This is a genomic window from Rhizobium sp. C4, from assembly GCF_021026315.1.
Taxonomy (GTDB): Bacteria; Pseudomonadota; Alphaproteobacteria; order Rhizobiales; family Rhizobiaceae; genus Ensifer_A.
This window is the reverse complement of sequence record NZ_JAJNCX010000006.1, coordinates 188,988-205,992: the sequence shown is the minus strand read 5'-3', so window position 1 is coordinate 205,992 and position 17,005 is coordinate 188,988. Positions and strand designations below refer to the sequence as shown.

The 17,005-nt window shown below is 63.0% G+C and carries 15 protein-coding genes; 5 read left to right on the top strand and 10 right to left on the bottom strand.

Annotated features, from left to right (window positions below; genetic code table 11):
* Positions 1-290 precede the first annotated feature (290 nt).
* Positions 291-1,463 carry a benzoate/H(+) symporter BenE family transporter gene (locus LQK84_RS12975; RefSeq protein ID WP_230829149.1) on the top strand — a complete coding sequence of 391 codons (1,173 nt, stop codon included), beginning with the start codon at positions 291-293 and terminating at the stop codon, positions 1,461-1,463.
* 331 nt (positions 1,464-1,794) lie between these two features.
* Positions 1,795-3,495, top strand: a complete 1,701-nt coding sequence (leuA, locus tag LQK84_RS12970) for a 2-isopropylmalate synthase (RefSeq protein ID WP_230829148.1) — start codon at positions 1,795-1,797, stop codon at positions 3,493-3,495.
* Positions 3,496-3,509: 14 nt separating this feature from the next.
* Here leuA and LQK84_RS12965 read toward each other — a convergent pair whose 3' ends face one another.
* Positions 3,510-3,698: a hypothetical protein gene (locus tag LQK84_RS12965; protein WP_230829147.1), complete on the bottom strand. Its 189-nt coding sequence runs from the start codon at positions 3,696-3,698 to the stop codon at positions 3,510-3,512.
* Between the two features lie 98 nt (positions 3,699-3,796).
* Here LQK84_RS12965 and LQK84_RS12960 point away from each other — a divergent pair, with 98 nt between their 5' ends.
* Positions 3,797-3,961, top strand: a complete 165-nt coding sequence (locus tag LQK84_RS12960) for a DUF2256 domain-containing protein (protein WP_230829146.1) — start codon at positions 3,797-3,799, stop codon at positions 3,959-3,961.
* Positions 3,962-3,967: 6 nt separating this feature from the next.
* Here LQK84_RS12960 and LQK84_RS12955 read toward each other — a convergent pair whose 3' ends face one another.
* Positions 3,968-5,950, bottom strand: coding sequence for a putative bifunctional diguanylate cyclase/phosphodiesterase (locus LQK84_RS12955; RefSeq protein ID WP_230829145.1), 1,983 nt, complete (start codon positions 5,948-5,950; stop codon positions 3,968-3,970).
* 259 nt (positions 5,951-6,209) lie between these two features.
* Here LQK84_RS12955 and LQK84_RS12950 point away from each other — a divergent pair, with 259 nt between their 5' ends.
* Positions 6,210-7,253 carry a class I SAM-dependent methyltransferase gene (locus LQK84_RS12950; protein WP_230829144.1) on the top strand — a complete coding sequence of 348 codons (1,044 nt, stop codon included), beginning with the start codon at positions 6,210-6,212 and terminating at the stop codon, positions 7,251-7,253.
* A 110-nt stretch (positions 7,254-7,363) separates the two neighbouring features.
* Here LQK84_RS12950 and atzF read toward each other — a convergent pair whose 3' ends face one another.
* The 8 genes from atzF to LQK84_RS12910 all read right to left on the bottom strand — a co-directional run bounded on the left by atzF (position 7,364) and on the right by LQK84_RS12910 (position 15,883).
* Positions 7,364-9,157, bottom strand: coding sequence for an allophanate hydrolase (gene atzF, locus LQK84_RS12945; protein ID WP_442966955.1), 1,794 nt, complete (start codon positions 9,155-9,157; stop codon positions 7,364-7,366).
* Between the two features lie 13 nt (positions 9,158-9,170).
* Positions 9,171-9,506 carry a cupin domain-containing protein gene (locus tag LQK84_RS12940; protein ID WP_230829142.1) on the bottom strand — a complete coding sequence of 112 codons (336 nt, stop codon included), beginning with the start codon at positions 9,504-9,506 and terminating at the stop codon, positions 9,171-9,173.
* Positions 9,503-10,165, bottom strand: coding sequence for a cysteine hydrolase family protein (locus tag LQK84_RS12935; RefSeq protein ID WP_230829141.1), 663 nt, complete (start codon positions 10,163-10,165; stop codon positions 9,503-9,505). Before LQK84_RS12935 ends, LQK84_RS12940 begins: the two co-directional genes overlap by 4 nt.
* Complete coding sequence (locus LQK84_RS12930; protein ID WP_230829140.1) at positions 10,165-11,706, bottom strand: ABC transporter ATP-binding protein; 1,542 nt, start codon at positions 11,704-11,706, stop codon at positions 10,165-10,167. The genes LQK84_RS12935 and LQK84_RS12930 overlap by 1 nt, the downstream gene beginning before the upstream one ends.
* Entirely contained in the window at positions 11,703-12,380 is a 678-nt protein-coding gene (biuH, locus tag LQK84_RS12925; protein WP_230829139.1) for a biuret amidohydrolase, read from the bottom strand. The genes LQK84_RS12930 and biuH overlap by 4 nt, the downstream gene beginning before the upstream one ends.
* An 18-nt stretch (positions 12,381-12,398) precedes the next feature.
* The gene (locus LQK84_RS12920; RefSeq protein WP_230829138.1) at positions 12,399-13,322 is read right to left on the bottom strand and encodes an ABC transporter permease; all 924 of its coding nucleotides are present in this window, start codon (positions 13,320-13,322) and stop codon (positions 12,399-12,401) included.
* The gene (locus tag LQK84_RS12915) at positions 13,319-14,431 is read right to left on the bottom strand and encodes an ABC transporter permease (RefSeq protein ID WP_230829137.1); all 1,113 of its coding nucleotides are present in this window, start codon (positions 14,429-14,431) and stop codon (positions 13,319-13,321) included. The genes LQK84_RS12920 and LQK84_RS12915 overlap by 4 nt, the downstream gene beginning before the upstream one ends.
* Positions 14,432-14,758: 327 nt before the next feature.
* Complete coding sequence (locus LQK84_RS12910) at positions 14,759-15,883, bottom strand: BMP family ABC transporter substrate-binding protein (protein ID WP_230829136.1); 1,125 nt, start codon at positions 15,881-15,883, stop codon at positions 14,759-14,761.
* Between the two features lie 181 nt (positions 15,884-16,064).
* Between LQK84_RS12910 and LQK84_RS12905 the strand changes: the two genes are divergently transcribed.
* Positions 16,065-16,973 (top strand): LysR family transcriptional regulator, encoded by a 909-nt coding sequence (locus LQK84_RS12905; RefSeq protein ID WP_230829135.1) that lies wholly within the window; start codon positions 16,065-16,067, stop codon positions 16,971-16,973.
* The last annotated feature ends 32 nt before the right edge of the window (positions 16,974-17,005 follow it).

Sequence of the window (17,005 nt, the reverse complement as noted above, 5' to 3'; positions counted from 1 at the left end):
AGGGAGACTTTGCTGCGCCGGTTTCCTGTCTCTGAGCGGTTGTGCCGGTAGGGACCGAAGCCGTGTTCGGCAGCTTCTGACGTCGAGATTGGCGGCGACGGCGCTTCTATCCGTCTCCCCCCTTGTGGGCGAGATGGCGGCAGCCAGAGGGGGAGGCGGCAAGCGCCTGTGCGCGCGAGTGCGCTCATTTTTCCACCGCCGATCACCGTTTTGCGGCCAACTCAACCTTGCCAAGCCCTGCCGGCTCTGGTCTTTGTCCCTTCTCTTACAGTTCAACGCCCGGTCGCACCATGCTTAAAGACTTCTCCTCGCAGGCTTTCACCATGGGGCTGCTTGCCGCTTTTGTCGGTTTTGCCAGTTCGTTTGCCGTTATCCTGCACGGGCTGACGGCGGTTGGGGCGACGGCGGGGCAGGCGGCTTCGGGGCTGGCGGCGTTGTCGGTGGCGATGGGTATTCTTGGCATCATCCTTTCGGTGTGGACGCGGATGCCGGTGTCTGTGGCCTGGTCGACGCCGGGGGCGGCGCTGCTGGCCGGGACCGGGGCGATTGCCGGCGGGTTTGGCGTGGCGGTCGGGGCGTTTCTGGCGGCCAATGTTCTGGTGGTGATTGCAGGTCTGGTGCGGCCGGTCGGCAATGCGGTGACGAAGATCCCGCAGGCTGTGGCGAGCGCCATGCTGGCCGGCGTGCTGATGGAACTCTGCTTTGCGCCGGTGAAGGCCGTGGCTGCGTTTCCGGCGGCCGGCCTTATCATCTTTGCCGCCTGGGCGATTGCGGGTGCGTGGAACCGGCTGATGGCCGTGCCGGCAGCGCTTGTCGCCTTTGCGGCAATCACGGTCTATCAGTTCCCCGTCGGTGCATTTTCGAGCCTGCCGGCGGCGAGCCTGCCGTTTGAATGGGTCACGCCGGGCTTCAGCTGGCAGTCGATGATCTCGATTGCCGTGCCGCTCTTTTTCGTCACCATGGCGTCGCAGAATATTCCGGGCATTACCGTGCTCAAGGTCAACGGGTTCGAGCCGCCGGCGGGGCCGCTTCTGGCGGGAACGGGCGTGCTCTCGATCCTTGCCGCACCCTTTGGCGGGCACGGCGTCTGCCTTGCGGCGATCACCGCCTCCATGTGCGCCGGACCGGATGCGCATCCCGAACCGCGCCGGCGTTACTGGGCGGCGATCATGGCGGGGATCTTCTACGTGATCTTCGGTCTGTTTACCGGCCTCATCACCTGGTTTGTGGCGCAGGCGCAGCCGATCCTCATTGAGGCGGTTGCGGGTCTGGCGCTGTTCGGCGCCTTCTCGGCCTCCGCCAGTGCAGCCTTCAAGGACCCCGACACCCGCGACGCCGCCGCCGTCACCTTCATGGTCACGGCATCAGGCCAGAGCTTTGCCGGCGTCTCGGGTGCCTTCTGGGGATTGTTGGCGGGGATTGCTGTTTATGCCCTCGGAAAAGGCATCAAGCGAAAAATTTGATCAACCTCTTGCCAATTTCGCGGGCAGCGGGTATACGCAGCCCCATGACGCACACATTGAAGAAATTCTCGAACGAAATCGCCCGCGGCCACAGCGCCATGCGGAGCCGTTCGGCTGCCGTCAAATCGCTTCTTCTTCTCGGCCTTACGCGCGGTTGCCGGGTCCTCTGAAGAAGCGCCCGGCGGCCGGTAAACCGCCTCGGGCTCTCAAAGTGCTTCTTCGCAATCACCCCATGAACTGAATTTCGGGCCGTTTCGCCCGCATTCGTGTATCGCCAAATGCGCATCTGTGCGCTAAGAGCGATCGCGACTGGAAGTTTCGAGAAGAAGCGATGATCAAGCAGACCTACCATCCCCAGGACGGCATGCCCAACGCGGCCGTGAAGTATCAGCCCTATCCGCAGATCAGCCTGCCCGACCGCACTTGGCCGTCCAAGACCATCGTGACGCCGCCGATCTGGTGCTCTGTCGACTTGCGCGACGGCAATCAGGCGCTCATCAACCCGATGGGCCATGATCGCAAGGCGCGGATGTTCCAGCTGTTGCTCGACATGGGCTTCAAGGAAATCGAGATCGGTTTCCCCTCCGCCTCGCAGACCGATTTCGACTTCGCCCGCTGGTGCGTGGAAGAGGGCGGCGTGCCGGAAGATGTGTCCTTGCAGGTTCTGGTCCAGTGCCGGCCTGAGCTGATCACGCGCACCTTCGAGGCGCTGCAGGGCGCCACCAAGCCGATCGTGCATTTCTACAATTCGACCTCCGAGCTGCAGCGCCGCGTGGTGTTTGGCAAGGATGTGCAGGGCGTCAAGCAGATTGCCGTCGATGCGGCCAAGATGATCCGCGACATGGCCGAAAAGGCCGGCGGCGGCTTCCGCTTCGAATATTCGCCGGAAAGCTTCACCGGCACGGAACTCGACGTGGCTCTGGAAATCTCCAATGCCGTCATCGAAGTCATGCAGCCGACGCCGGACAACAAGCTGATCCTCAACCTGCCGGCCACCGTCGAAATGGCGACGCCGAACATCTATGCCGACCAGATCGAGTGGATGTGCCGCAACATTCACGATCGCGGCAATGTCATCATCTCGCTGCATCCGCATAACGACCGTGGCACGGGTATCGCCGCCACCGAAATGGGCCTGATGGCCGGTGCCGACCGTGTCGAAGGCACGCTGTTCGGCAATGGCGAGCGCACGGGCAATGTCGATATCGTGACGCTGGCGCTCAACATGTTCACGCAAGGCGTCGATCCGAAGCTCGATTGCTCGGATATCGAGCGGATCAAGGCCGTTTACGAATATTCCAACGAGCTGAAGATCCCGGAACGTCATCCCTATGTCGGCGAACTGGTCTACACGGCCTTCTCCGGCTCGCATCAGGATGCGATCAACAAGGGCATGAAGGCGATCAAGGTTGCCAACAAGCCGCTCTGGGAAGTTCCTTACCTGCCGATCGATCCGCAGGACGTCGGCCGTTCCTACGAGGCGATCATTCGCATCAACTCGCAGTCGGGCAAGGGCGGCATCGCCTATATCATGCAGGAAGATTACGGCATCAACCTGCCGCGCAACCTGCAGGTCGAGTACCGCGACGAGATCCAGCGCATCACCGACGAAGAGGGCGTGGAAGTACAGCCGAAGCGCATCTACGAACGCTTCATCGAGCGCTATGTGACGCAGCCCGGCGCAAGGCTGAAATTCGTCGATCACCATTCCTATGTCGATCCGGCCCATCCGGGCCTGCGCATCGTGGCCGCTGAAATCACCGACAATGGCGAGAAGAAGCGGATCGAGGGCAGGGGCACCGGCCCGATCGACGGCTTCGTCAATGCGCTGTCGACCTATCTCGGCTTCGAGATGACGGTGAACGACTATTCGGAGCATTCGCTCCAGCATGGCTCGAACGCCTCGGCCATCTCCTATGTGGAAGTCTCCGCCAAGGGCAAGAAGCTCTATGGCGCCGGCATCAACACGAATATCGTGACCTCGTCGCTCGAGGCGATCGTCTCGGCGGCCAACCGGTTCGTTTCGGAGTAATCAGGGCGACGTTCCTACCGGAACCACGCTGTCACGACATCGAATAGCGTCGCGCCGCCGATCGGCGCGACGAGAAGCAGGACGATGTTCAGTCCTGCGATCCAGAAGAGCACCTTCTGCTCGTTGAGGGAGAGTTCAGGCCTTTGGCGTCTCTCCCTTTCGGGTTGTCCACCCGGGCCATGTCCGTTCGTATCCAGATACATCGGCGCTTCTCCTCTCGTCCCTCCCGCCTACGCAGAAAGGGTCGCGGTGGATTTTGCCGACCGATCCGGGCGGAGGCGGCGAGCGTATTCTCCCTTGCATGAAGCAAGTGAAGCGCATGAAGAAGGGTGAACTGCCGCAGAAGGTCTGTGCCTGCTGCGGGCGGCCATTTGCGTGGCGGCGGAAGTGGGCGCGCGACTGGGACGAGGTCCGCTACTGCTCGGAGCGTTGCCGGCGCGACAAGGGCGGTCGGGCTCCACGGTGAACTCGTTCAGGCGCGCTGACTGGCCGCACGGTGCACGAGAATCGCTTCCAGCGGTGCCGGCCGGCCGAGATAGTAGCCCTGCATCGTGTTGACGCCGAGACGCTTCAGCAGTTCCACCTGCTGCTTGGTTTCGACGCCTTCCACCAGAACGTGGACGCCGCGATTGCGAAGCAGGCGGACGATGTCCTGGAGCATGCAGGAGCCGCGCGTCGACTCGCAGTCGTGCAGGAAGGCCCTGTCGATCTTGACCACGTCGAAATCGAAGCGGCGCAGCCAGGCAAGACCGGCGAAGCCGGTGCCGAAGTCGTCGAGCCAGACCTGGACGCCGAAGGCGCGAAGCTGTTCGATATTCTTCTGCGCCTGGGTTTCCAGCGCGATGTCGATGCCTTCGGTCACTTCCAGCGCGAGCTTCTTCGGTGAAATGCCGAACTGGCAAATGAGCTCGGTGACCTGCAGCGGGAAGCCGGGTGTCTTGAGCTGCATGGCCGAGACGTTGACCGACACGACGTCGCTCATGCCGTGATTGGCGATGTCGCGGCAGGCCTGTTCGATCGCCCAGCGTCCTAGCTGGTGGATGGCCCCGGTCTGCTCGGCAACGGGAATGAAGACTGCCGGGCTGATCAAGCTGCCATCGAAATCGCGCATACGCATCAGCGTTTCATAGCCGATCACCCGGCTTGTCCGGGCGTCGATGAACGGCTGGTAGACCACGGAGACGAGGCCGCGTGCGATGGCGTGCTTGAGAAGTTCCGCGAGGTTTTCGCCCGAGGCGTCACGCGAGGCCTCGGTCGGATCGTAGATCGTGAACGTCGCGCGGCCGGAGAATTTCGAGGAGTAGAGCGCGCGGTCGGCCTGCTGCAGCAGCACGGTGAGTTCCATGCTGCCATCGTTGCGGGTCATCGCCGCGCCGGCACTGATCGTGACGATATGTCTGTCGTCGCCGCGGTCGGGGTGAGGGATGGCCAGCGCCTCGACGCTCTTGCAGAACACGTCCGCCAGTTCGCGCAGGCGCTCCTGTGTGTTGACCTTGGTCAGGATGACGAACTCTTCGCCGCCATGCCGGCCGGCAACGGCGCCCAGTTCTTCCGCCTTTTGCGAGAACAGGCGGGCGAGGGCGATCAGGCATTCATCGCCGGCGTGGTGGCCGAGGCTGTCGTTGAAGCGCTTGAAATAGTCGACGTCGATGAGGATCAGGCCGATCTGTTCGTTTTCGGCAAGCCCGTTGCGCGTCAGGTTGAGGAAGTCCTGGCTGATGGCGCGGCGGTTGCGAAGGCCCGTGAGCGGATCGGTCTCGGCGATCTTTTCGAGCTGCTGGCCTTTCTCGATAGCGACCTTTTCCTGAATCTGCGCCTGCAGCGAGTGCAGGAAGGAATTGTAGCGCTCAAGGCTGAGCTGCCATGAAAAGTAGAGCGACAGGGCCAGAACGGAAACGAAATAAAGCGACAGGACCCCGCGTGCCGTCTCGTTGATATCAAGCGAGAATAGCAGTCCATAGACAAAAGCTATCGTGACCGTGACGGAGGAAAGGGCCGAAAGCCAGAAGCGGAAATTGAAGAACAGGTTGGCGCCGAGAACAAAAATTGTTCCGAATACCATGAATTGCGAAAGTGTAACCTGCTGGCTCGACTGTAGTGCGGGGATGAGCCAGCCAACGGCTGCAACAATGATGCCTGTTGCCGCCGACACGTGGATGAGGCTCAGCGAGCGCGATGTTCTCGCAACGAGTTCCACGGTCGCCACGAAGAACAGGCCGACGCCGATGCGGACCATGATGAGCGTGCTGGCCACATCCGGCAGGAGCAGGTAGTCGAGAAAGCAGAACAGGCTGTTGACAAAGGCGGCCGCGACAATGCCGAAACGGACGAGGCGGATGTTCTGCGCTGCGTTTCTTTCCAGAAGCATGGTCAGCAGGAAGGGATCGGCTGGCTTCCACCATGGCCGGTGCAAGGCAGCAATCGCACGCCGCGCGACTTCGTCAGTCAGCTCCATCGTCACCATTTCCCCTATAGGTAGAAATGTCGCATCTCTTGCATCAAGCAGGATGAATTCTACCAGTCTGCGTCCCTTTTACTGCCATTTCTGCTAATCCCGGGTAAACGAAACCAGATCGTTTCTTGCAAACGGTTGCAATCGCCCTAACGGGAAAAACGCAAATTAACCAAAATTTAATTAAAAACTTTCGCATTTTAAAATTTGCGCTAGGCTTTGTCTCGTGAATGTCAGAGCGGTCGATTGAGGAGTTGCGTATATGCAGTCGACGAAGTCGCATATCGATGAAGAGAGCATGATCACGCCTGCGCTGGTTGCCAAGTTCGGCAGGGGCGCTTCTCAGGTTGTTGATGAAGTCAAGTTGCGTGAAAAGAGGGGTCAGCTGGCGCTGGTTCTCGAACTGGCACGGCAACGTTTCGAACGACACGACAACACGAGCGAGACTGTGGCACGACTTGCCGCCGATCTCCACGACCTGCGGGTCACTTCCGGTGACGGTGTCTGGAAGCAGCTGATCCCCCTGGCCCAGGCCCATCCCGTTTCCCAGTATCTCCAGCAGGATCCCTTCACAAGCTGGTCATTCAGGAAGCCGCGCGGCTATTCCGGCGATGCGGGACTTCTGGACATCATCTACCAGCATCCGGCGGCCAATGATGCGATCGCATCGGCCTCCGGTCTCGGCATGGAAATCTTCGACTATACGGTTCAGGCAAGCACTTCGGTTGCGGCCCGCGAGAGACGGGAAATCCTGGCGCGGGAGGTCGATGCTGCGGCGGAAAAGGCCGAGCACGTCGAGGTTCTGGCCGTCGCCTGCGGATATCTGCGCGAATCCGAACTCTCGGAAGCGTTCCGGGACGGCAAGCTGGGGCGCTGGGTCGCGCTCGATCAGGACGCCGATAGCGTCGAGGTGGTCGCGGCCGCCAACAGGGACACTGCGATTGTTCCGATGGTCGGCAATGTCAGCGGGCTGATGCGCCGCACCTATGATCTCGGAACCTTCGATCTCGTCTATGCCTCGGGCCTCTACGATTACCTGCCCTATGCCGTGGCCGTTCGCCTGACGCAGCGGCTGGTGGAGATGCTGAAGCCCGGCGGCGCCTATCTCTTTGCCAATTACAGCAACGAGATCCGCACCGACGGTTACATGGAAACCTTCATGGACTGGCCGCTGATCCTGCGCGCCGATGTCGACATGTGGCAGATCGTCAACGCCGCCGTCGATCGCAACCAGGTCGATGTCGAGGTCTTCTACGGCGAGAACCGCAATATCGTTTACACGCGCATTCGCAAGAAGGGCGCCTGACACCAAGACGTCGCCCGGCCTTTCCGGACGACGTCCCGCATACGCATCTCCAGTCACAATCTGGCCCGGCCTTGCGTCCCTGCATCGCCGGGTCTTTTTACGGCTGGTGTTCAACCCCGCCCGAGATAGGCGCGCCAGCCGCCGAGATGGCTGATATCCTCGGCGCCGGCAGTACCTGCGCTCTCGCAGAGGAAGCCCTTGACGGTCGCGCCACCTTCCAGCCGGATCGTGCCGATACCGAGCGGCGAGGGGATGCCATCCATGAACTCGCCGAAGCGGGAAAGCGGGATCGCCCAGACTTCCAGCGCAATCGAGGCGCCGTCGTCCGCGCGAACCAGGCCCGGGCGCTTCGGCGAGCCGCCGGACAGCGCGTAGAGACGGTATTGCGGTGCGGTGCGGCCGGAAAACAGGAAGCGTCCGCCGCGCCCGGCAATCTCGTGGTTGAGCGGCAGGCCGGTCATGTGTGCGCCGACGAGCGCGACGGCCATCTCGCCGGCGGCAAGGCCCGGAATGCCCTGGCTTTGCGCGACAAGCGGCCAGCCGGTCGCGCCGAGCCTGACGCCGGCGCCGTCGTGCAGCGTGCGGGCAATGCCGGCGAGAGCGCCATCGGAACCGCTTGCGCCCAGAAGCGTGACACTGCCGGGGCGGCCGTCGCTGCGGGTTGCCACGGGCACGGCAATGCCGGCCATGTCGAGCAGGTTGACGAAATTCGTGTAGGTGCCGAATTTCGAATTGGGGCCGATGGGGTCTGCTTCGAGATCCTTGACCGTGAAGAAGCAGGGGATCGTCGGCACGCAAAGGCAGTCCACCGCCTCAAGCATCGGCTCTGCCTTCCGCTTGAGGTCCGCCAGACGGTAGATGCCCTTGAAGGCGTCGGCGGCGGAGAGCTTTTCCGCGCCGCTGATGATCTGCCGGGTGACCGGATGCATGATTTCCGGCCGCTCCCTCATGATGCTTTCCGTCGCTGCATAGCGTTCGGCCACCCATGCGCCCTCGTAGAGCATGGCGGCGACCTGATAGAGCGGCGTGAAATCCAGTTCGATGATCTCATGGCCGAGCGTCTTCAGCGCGTCGCAGGCAGCGGCAAAGGAGGCCGCCTGTGCGTCGTCGCCAAAGAAGATGCGGGTCTTTTCGTCCGGCACGCCGATCTTGAGAGCCTTGGTAGGCGGTGCGAGCTTCATTGGCGCAAAGCGTTTCGAATAGGCGTCCGCCGCATCATAGCCGCTGGCTGCTGCGTAGGCCGCGAAGGCGTCGTCGACGGTGAGCGCGAAGACCGAGATCGTATCCAGCGTGCGGCAGGCGGGCACCATGCCGCTGGCGGACAGGCTGCCGAGCGAGGGTTTCAGCCCGACAATATTGTTGAGCGCGGCCGGCACGCGGCCGGAGCCGGCCGTATCGGTGCCGAGCGAAAAGGTGACGATCCCACGCGCTACCACGACCCCGGAACCGCCGCTCGATCCGCCGGGAACGATTTCCGGATCAAGTGAGTTCTTCGGGGCCGGGTAGGGGGTCCGCACGCCGACAAGGCCGGTGGCGAACTGGTCGAGATTGGTCTTGCCGATGACGATGGCGCCGGCTGCTTTCAGCTGCGCGACAACGAATGCGTCGACCTCCGCACCATAAGCGAAGTCGGGGCAAGCGCAGGTCGTCGGCATGCCGGCAACGTCGATATTGTCCTTGACGGCAAAGGGAATGCCCCAGAGCGGCTTGGCCGGATCATAGGCCCCGAGTGCGGCGGCGGCCTTGATCGTCTCCGCCTCGGCGGGCAGGTGAATGAAGATGCCGGGATCGTCGGCGAGCCGGAGGCGTCGATAGACTTCGGCGACGACGGCCTCGGGCTTCAGGCCCGCCGCGTAGGCGGCGCGCAGGGATGACAGGGTGAAGGGCAGGTGTTCGATATTCACGGGCATTCTCTCTTCACTCAAGGATCTTCACGGGCTTGGTCCACTGGATCAGGACCACGCAGCCTTCCTGCGACTGCACCGAGTGGACGGTTCCTTCCGGGTTTGTCACCAGCGAGCCGGTGCCGTAGAGCCCGTTTTCGTCGCTCTGCGAGCCTTCGAGCACGATGATCGTTTCCAGGCCCTCATGCAGATGCGGCGGCACTTCGGCGCCGGGCTGGTAGCGCAGCAGCGCCAGTTCCGGTTCGCCGCGCACCAGCCGGCAGATTTCCACGCCGTCGCGGAAATGTTCGAATTCGCAGTCGCGCCAGCCGCCCTGCAGGAATTCCGGCATGTTGATCGCAGTTGTCATGTCAGGGCCTCCACTATGCTTGAAACGGGGGCCGTCCAGCCGACGATCGCGCCCTGCGCGGTCATCATGTCGATGGCGGCCTTCTTGAATTCGGGGAAATAGCTTTCGGTCGCATCCTCGGCGAGCAGGCATTCATAGCCACGGTCGTTCGCCTCGCGCATCGTGGTCTGCACGCAGACCTCCGTCGTCACGCCGGCAAAGACGAGCTGGGTGATGCCGCGTTCCTTCAGCATCTCGCCGAGCGGGGTGGCGTAGAAGGCACCCTTGCCAGGCTTGTCGATGACGATTTCGCCTTCAACGGGATAGAGTTCCGGCACGATATCGGCGCCGGGCTCGCCCGAGATCAGGATGCGGCCCATCGGTCCCGGATCGCCGATCCGGAGCTTCGGATTGCCGCGATCCTTCTTGGCGGGCGGGCAATCGGCAAGGTCGGGCCGATGGCATTCGCGGGTATGGACCACGGTGAGGCCGGCCTTGCGGAAACCGGCGATGAGGGCGGCGGTCGCCGGGATGATGGCCTGAAGACGGGTCACGTCATTGCCGAGCGTTTCGCCAAAGCCGCCGGGCTCGACGAAATCGCGCTGCATGTCGATGACGATCAGCGCCACTGTCTTCGGGTCGAGGTTGAAGTCGAAGGGTCGTGCCTTGATCGTCGCCATCAGTGATGTCCTGCCATGTATTTGCCGATCTCGCCGATTTCGGCCGTCGCGGCCGGGGTTTCAAAGGCGATCTGCCCCTCCGACATGACCAGGATTCGGTCTGACAGCTCAAGGATCTCGTCGAGGTCTTCGCTGATCAGCAGCACGGCGGTTCCCGAATTGCGGGCGGCCATGATGCGGGCGCGGATTTCGGCAACGGCCGAGAAGTCGAGGCCGAAGCAGGGATTGGCGATGACAAGCAGATCGACCTCGCCGGTCAATTCGCGGGCAAGCACGGCGCGTTGCACATTGCCGCCGGAAAGCGAGGCGATGGGCGAGGCAAGCGACGCCGTCTTGACCTTGTATTCGCCGACAAGACGGGCGGCCTCCGCCATCATGCGGCGGCCGTCGAGCCAGAACTGGCGCTTGCCGCTCTTTGCATCGAAGTCGCGGAAGAAGATGTTTTCGGCCACCGTCATTTTCGGGGCACAGGCATTCTTCAGCGGCTCTTCCGGCAGGTAGCGGACATTGAACTTCTGCGCCTCGCTGCGCGTTGCCGTATAGGGCGTATCCTTCACGCGCATTTCGCCTGCATCAAGGGGCCGCTGGCCGGCCAGCATCTGCATGAGTTCCATCTGGCCATTGCCGGAAATGCCGGCGATGCCGACAATCTCGCCGGCCTTGACCTTGAGATCGCCGATCTCGATCGTCTTGAAACCGGAGCGGTCCGGGGCCTTGGCGCCCTTCATCTCGAGGACGACATTGCCGGAGGTTTCGACGCGCCGGGCGGAGCGGACGAGTTCCTTTTCGCCGATCATCATGGCGGCCATGTCGGCGGTCGAAAGATCGGAAACCTTGCCGCCGCCGGCATATTCACCGCGCCTGAGAACCGAGACCTCGTCGGCAAAGGCGGTGACTTCGCGGAACTTGTGGCTGATCATCAGGCAGGTGAGGTCGCCGGCGGTGGTCAGCCCGCGCACCATGCCGAGCAGTTCATCCGCCTCCGAGGGGGTGAGAACCGAGGTCGGCTCGTCGAGGATGAGGAACTTGCGGCCGAGGTAGAGCTGCTTCAGCAGTTCGAGCTTCTGCTTCTCGCCGGCGGCCAGCCGTCCGACCGGGACATCGAGCGGCACCTGGAAGGGCATGTTCGCCATGAAGGCGGACAGCGCCTCGCGCTCTCTTGCCCAGTTGATTTTCGCCGGCACGTCGGCGCGGCTGATCACCAGATTTTCGGCGGCGGTGAGCGAAGGAACGAGCGTGAAATGCTGGTAGACCATGCCCAGTCCAAGATCGTGGGCGGCGCGGGGATGGGCGACCTCGACCTCGCGGCCATCGACCGTCAACTGGCCAGCGGTCGGCTGGTAGAAGCCCATGATGCATTTGACGAGCGTTGATTTGCCGGCGCCGTTTTCGCCGAGCAGGACATGAAAGGAGCCGGCGGGCACCTTGATCGAGACATCGCGGAGCGCCGTGAAATTGCCGAAGCGCATGGTCATGCCGAGCGTTTCCAGCGAAAGGGCGCGTGCCGGCGGGTGGGGGGTCTTTTCGAGGACGTGGTTCATGGCAGGGCACTCACCAGTTTCTCGCTGTCGGAGACGGAGCCGAAGACGCCGCCCTGCATCTTGACCATCTTGATCGCGGCGGCATGGTTGCCGGGATCGGTCGCGCCGCAGCAGTCTTCGAGGATCAGGCATTCGAAGCCGCGATCGTTGGCCTCGCGCATCGTGGTCGAGACGCAGACATCGGTGGTGATGCCGGTGAGAATGATGTTCTCGATGCCCTTGGTGCGCAGGATCAGTTCGAGATCGGTGGCGCAGAAGGAGCCCTTGCCGGGCTTGTCGATGATGATTTCGCCGGTAATCGGATAAAGCTCGTCGATAATGTCCCAGCCGGGCTCGCCGCGCACGAGAATGCGTCCGCAGGGGCCGAGATCGCCGATGCCGGCGCCGATCTGCTGCGAGCGCCAGCGTTTGTTGGGCGGCAGGTCGGAGAGGTCCGGGCGGTGGCCTTCGCGGGTATGGATGATGTGGTAGCCCTTTTCGCGCATGGCGGTGAGCACCTTTTTGATTGGCTCGATCGGTGCGCGGGTCAGCGAGAGGTCATAGCCCATCTTGTCGACATAGCCGCCCGGCCCACAGAAATCGGTCTGCATGTCGATGATGATCAGCGCGGTGTTTTCGGGGCGCAGGTCGCCGTTATAGGGCCAGAGATAGGGGGCTGCCTTGACGGTGGTCATCGTTGCGGTCTCCAGTCGTTATTTGGTGATGCTGAGTTCGCCGGGGGCGGAGGTCATGGCCCTCGTGGTCGAACTGGTGGCAATGAGAAGGCCGAGCGTCAGCACGTAAGGCGCGGCGTAGAAGAGATAGTAACCCTGCGTGACGCCGACCGATTGGAGGGCTGGACCCAGCGCGCCCGCACCGCCAAAGAGAAGCGAGGCATAGGCGCAATTGATCGGGCTCCAGCGGGCGAAGATGACGAGAGCGACGGCCATCAGGCCCTGGCCCGACGAAATGCCTTCGTTCCAGCTGCCTGGATAATAGAGCGAGAGATAGGCCCCGCCGATGCCGGCGAGCGCCCCGCCGGCGGCGGTGGACCAGAGGCGGACGCGGTTGACATCGATGCCGAGGGCGCGGGCGGCGTCGGCGCTGTCGCCGGCGACGCGGATGGTGAGGCCGACTTTCGTGTTCCTCAGCATCCAGGAGGCGGCAAGGGCAAGGGCAATGCCGGCGATGAAGAGGACGTTGACGCGCAGTGCCGCCTGCACCTGCGGCACATCCGACCACCAGCCGAGCGAGATGGCCGGCAGATGCGGGGCGACCGGCTGGATGTAGGGCTTGCCGAAGAAGAAGGCGAGGCCGGAGCCGAAAATCATCAGGGCGATGCCGATGGCGATGTCGTTGACCTTGGGCAGCTTGCAGATATAGCCGTGAACGAGGCCGAAGATGAGGCCGAAAAAGGCGGCGGCGAGCAGGCCGACCCAGGCGGAATTGCTGTGATAGGCGACCGCGTAGCCGCTCATGGCGCCGAAGACGAGCGTGCCTTCCAGCCCCAGATTGACGCGGCCGGAGCGTTCCGTCAGCGCCTCGCCGATCGAGACGAAGATGAAGGGGGTGGAGACGCGGATCGCTCCGCCGAGAATGGCAAGCGGCACGCCCCAGAGGCCGATATCGGTGGTCATGTGCGGTCTCCCTTCATGAGCTTGACGATGCTGATCTTGTCCTGCAGCGCATCCGACAGAAGGATGGTGATGAAGACGATGCCTTCGAGCACCAGAATGGTGGCGTCCGGCAGGTCGAGCCGGCGCTGGATGAGGCCGCTGGACGCCTCGAAGCCGGCAAAGACGATGGCTGCGGGGATGATCGCCAGACCGTTATGCCGGGCGAGGAAGGCGATGAGGATGCCGGTATAGCCATAGCCGGCGGCGAGCGACGCGTTGGCCGAGCCATGGACGGCGGCGACCTCGAACATGCCGGCAAGGCCTGCGAAAGCGCCGCCCAATGCTGTAAAGCCGATCATCAGCAGACCGGCCGGAAGGCCTTGAATTTGCGCGGCTTTCACATTGCCGCCGACAATGCGGGCAGCAAAGCCCCAGGTGGTACGCTCGATCAGCAGCCAGCAGACGATGCAGCCAATGATGCCGATGGCCAAGCCCCAATGGACGCCGACGCCCGGGATTTCGCCGATGCGCCAGGCGTCGGGCAGCGGCGAAGTGGAGGGCTTGTTGAGGCTGGCGGGATCGCGGAGCGGACCTTCCACAAGATGGTTCATGAGTGCGATGGCGATATAGGCCATGAGGAGGGAAGAGATGGTCTCGTTGACGCCGCGATAGTGGCGTAGCGCCCCGATGCCGCCGATCCAAGCGCCGCCGACGATTGCGGCGGCGAGCGCCATCCCGACAATGCCGATGGGGCCGGGCAGGCCGGGGGCGAGCATGGCAACCGCGCCCGCCGCGACGCCGCCAAGCACGATCGCGCCTTCACCGCCGATGATGACGAGGCCGAGGCGGGCGGGAAGCGCCACGCAAAGCGCTGCGAGAAGGAGGGGAGCCGCGCGGGCGAGCGTGTTCGTCCAGGAGAAGCTGGTGCCGAAACCGGCCTTGTAGACAATCTGGAAGAATTCGATCGGCGACTTGCCGAGGAAGAGAAGGAAGATCGAGAAGATCAGCATGCCGACCAGCAGGGCGGCGAGCGGCAGAAAGATCGCATCCAGCCTGCGGCCGAGCATTTCGGCCGTTTCGGCCTTGATCGCCCCTGTCGCGGGGCTGGCAAGTCCTGCTTCCGTGGTCATGGCGTTTGGTTCCCTGCGGGGTTGGATGGTGCCGCGCGCCGCAAGGCGCGTGGCGGAATGATCAGTTCTTTAGTGCGTGTCGCGCTCTTTCAGATTCGCCCTTCATGACAGCGTTCGCGGCACCCCCCCCTCTGCCTTGCCAGGCATCTCCCCCGCATGGGGGGAGATTGGCAAGGCGCAACCGCTCGCTTCCATAACTGACCTCGTCTGAGACGCGAAAATGGAGGGCAATGTCGGTGCCACGGATCAATCTCCCCCCATGCGGGGGAGATGGCCGGCAGGCCAGAGGGGGTGCCGCAGGCGCAGGGGCTCATGGGGAGAGGCCCTTTACGACGTCGAGCCAACAACGCCTTCGACGAGATAGTTCATGCTCTCGAGCTTGACGTCGGTCTCCGCAAAGGCCTCGCCATCCTTGGCGACGACATTGCCCTTGTTGTCCTTGAGCGGTCCCTTGATGACGGAGAAGCCGCCCTTGAGGATGGTGGCCTGGGTGCTCTCGAACTGCTTGCGGGCCGCTTCGCTGACGGCGGGGCCGAGCGGGCTCATCTTGATGAAGCCTTCCGACAGGCCGCCGCGGACGAAGTTCGGGATCTTTTCGCCCTTGAGCGTGGCGTTGACCATGTCGGAATAGACCTTGCCCCAGTTCCATTCGGCGCCGGTCAGGTATTTTTCGGGTGCGAGCTTCGACTGGTTGGCGTGGTAGCCGCAGAGATACATGCCGCGTCCCGCGCCGGTTTCCATGACGACCTTCGGACCGTCGACATGGCAGGTGATGACATCGACGCCCTGGTCGGCCAGCGCATTGGTGGCTTCGGCTTCCTTGACGGCCAGCGACCATTCGCCGGTGAAGATGACCTGGCAGGTGATCGTCGGGTCAACCGAGCGGGCGCCGAGCAGGAAGGAGTTGATGTTGAGCAGGACCTGCGGGATCGGCTTGGCGGCGACGAAGCCGATCTTCTTCGACTTGGTGGCGTGGCCGGCGGCAATCCCGTTCAGATACTGGCCCATGCCGATATAGCCGAAATAGGAGCCGACATTCTTCGGGTTCTTCTCGGTCCAGAGGCCGCCGCAATGCTCGAAGCGGACGTCCTTGTACTTCGGTGCGAGGGCCAGGATATGGGGGTCGAAATAGCCGAAGGAGGTCGGGAAGAGCAACGTCGCGCCATCGAAATTGATCATAGATTCCATCGTCTTCTGGACATCGACGGTCTCGGGAACGCGTTCTTCCTCGACGACCTTGACGCCCGGGATCTTCTTGATCGCGGCGGCGCCCTCGGCATGCGACTGGTTGTAGCCGTAGTCGTCCTTCGGGCCCACATAGATGAAGCCGACAGTGAGGCCGGCGGCACGCGCGACGCCGCCCGGCAGGATGCTGGAGGCGGCGGCCAGACCGGCGATGCCGGCCGAATTCTTCAGAAACTGACGGCGGTTCGGTGTCCAGTTATTCGTCATTGCGATGCTCCCCGGTGTGGTTTGAAAATTTGAAAATTCGTGTCGCTTTGCGCGCTCTGTGCCTTGATGAGGACCGTCGCGCTGAATTGCAGGGACACGTTATTCGGATGGCAGTGCAAATGTCTTGTGCTATGTTTTGGCCAGGCTGCTGCAAAAATTGCAGCAGCAGCAGAAGACGACGATGCGGCACCTGACGACATTTCGCTATATCGATGCCGTGGTGAAAGCCGGCTCCATCCGCGGCGCGGCGGAGAGCCTGGCGATTACCTCGACGGCGCTGAACCGGCGCATTCTGGCGATTGAAGACGAACTCGGCGTGCCGATCTTCGAGCGCCTGCCACATGGGGTGCGGCTGTCGAGCGCCGGCGAGCTTCTGATCCATCATATCCGCAACCAGATGTCTGACATGGAGCGGGTGCGCTCGCAGATCGCCGATCTTTCAGGCGTGCGGCGCGGTCATGTGTCGATCGCCTGCAGCCAGGCGCTCCTGCCCTATTTCCTGCCGATGGAGATTTCGCTCTACCGCAAGGAGCACCCGAACGTGACCTTCGGCGTGCATGTGCGGGACCGCGAGGCGGCGGAGCGGGCGCTGGTCGATCACACGGCCGATATCGCGATCGTGTTCGAGCCGGTGCGGCTTGCCGACTTCATGACGCTGATGCGCGTGTTCCAGCCGGTTCATGCCGTGATGGGGAACGGCCACCCGCTGGCGGCCAAGGACGTGCTTCGGCTGAGCGACTGTCTTTCCTATCCGCTGGCGCTGCCGACTGCACCCTATGGCGTGCGGCATCTCATCGACATGGCGATGCTGACGGCCTCGGCGCGGGTGGAGCCGGTGGTCGAGTCGGACAGTTTCGAGTTCCTGCGCAACCATGCGGTGGCGGAAAACATCCTCTCCTTCCAGATCCCCATCGGCCTCTCGCAGCAGACGAGCACGGGCGAACTTGTGTCGCGACCGCTCGACCGGCGCGATGTCCCGGCGGGCGTGCTCTATATGGGGCAGCTGAAGGGGCGAACGCTGCCGGTGGCGGCGGCGCGGTTCGCGGCGCAGCTTTCCGCATCGCTTGCGGCCAAGTTCGAAGTCTCCTGAAACGCGAAACGGCGCCCGAAGGCGCCGTTCCC

What these genes read in the sequence shown, in the direction of transcription:
- LQK84_RS12975 (WP_230829149.1), top strand. Translation starts at nt 291, where the DNA reads ATGCTTAAAGACTTCTCCTCGCAGGCTTTCACCATGGGGCTGCTTGCC.
- leuA (WP_230829148.1), top strand. Translation starts at nt 1,795, where the DNA reads ATGATCAAGCAGACCTACCATCCCCAGGACGGCATGCCCAACGCGGCC.
- LQK84_RS12965 (WP_230829147.1), bottom strand. Translation starts at nt 3,698, where the DNA reads ATGTATCTGGATACGAACGGACATGGCCCGGGTGGACAACCCGAAAGG.
- LQK84_RS12960 (WP_230829146.1), top strand. Translation starts at nt 3,797, where the DNA reads ATGAAGCAAGTGAAGCGCATGAAGAAGGGTGAACTGCCGCAGAAGGTC.
- LQK84_RS12955 (WP_230829145.1), bottom strand. Translation starts at nt 5,950, where the DNA reads ATGGAGCTGACTGACGAAGTCGCGCGGCGTGCGATTGCTGCCTTGCAC.
- LQK84_RS12950 (WP_230829144.1), top strand. Translation starts at nt 6,210, where the DNA reads ATGCAGTCGACGAAGTCGCATATCGATGAAGAGAGCATGATCACGCCT.
- LQK84_RS12940 (WP_230829142.1), bottom strand. Translation starts at nt 9,506, where the DNA reads ATGACAACTGCGATCAACATGCCGGAATTCCTGCAGGGCGGCTGGCGC.
- LQK84_RS12935 (WP_230829141.1), bottom strand. Translation starts at nt 10,165, where the DNA reads ATGGCGACGATCAAGGCACGACCCTTCGACTTCAACCTCGACCCGAAG.
- LQK84_RS12930 (WP_230829140.1), bottom strand. Translation starts at nt 11,706, where the DNA reads ATGAACCACGTCCTCGAAAAGACCCCCCACCCGCCGGCACGCGCCCTT.
- biuH (WP_230829139.1), bottom strand. Translation starts at nt 12,380, where the DNA reads ATGACCACCGTCAAGGCAGCCCCCTATCTCTGGCCCTATAACGGCGAC.
- LQK84_RS12920 (WP_230829138.1), bottom strand. Translation starts at nt 13,322, where the DNA reads ATGACCACCGATATCGGCCTCTGGGGCGTGCCGCTTGCCATTCTCGGC.
- LQK84_RS12915 (WP_230829137.1), bottom strand. Translation starts at nt 14,431, where the DNA reads ATGACCACGGAAGCAGGACTTGCCAGCCCCGCGACAGGGGCGATCAAG.
- LQK84_RS12910 (WP_230829136.1), bottom strand. Translation starts at nt 15,883, where the DNA reads ATGACGAATAACTGGACACCGAACCGCCGTCAGTTTCTGAAGAATTCG.
- LQK84_RS12905 (WP_230829135.1), top strand. Translation starts at nt 16,065, where the DNA reads ATGCGGCACCTGACGACATTTCGCTATATCGATGCCGTGGTGAAAGCC.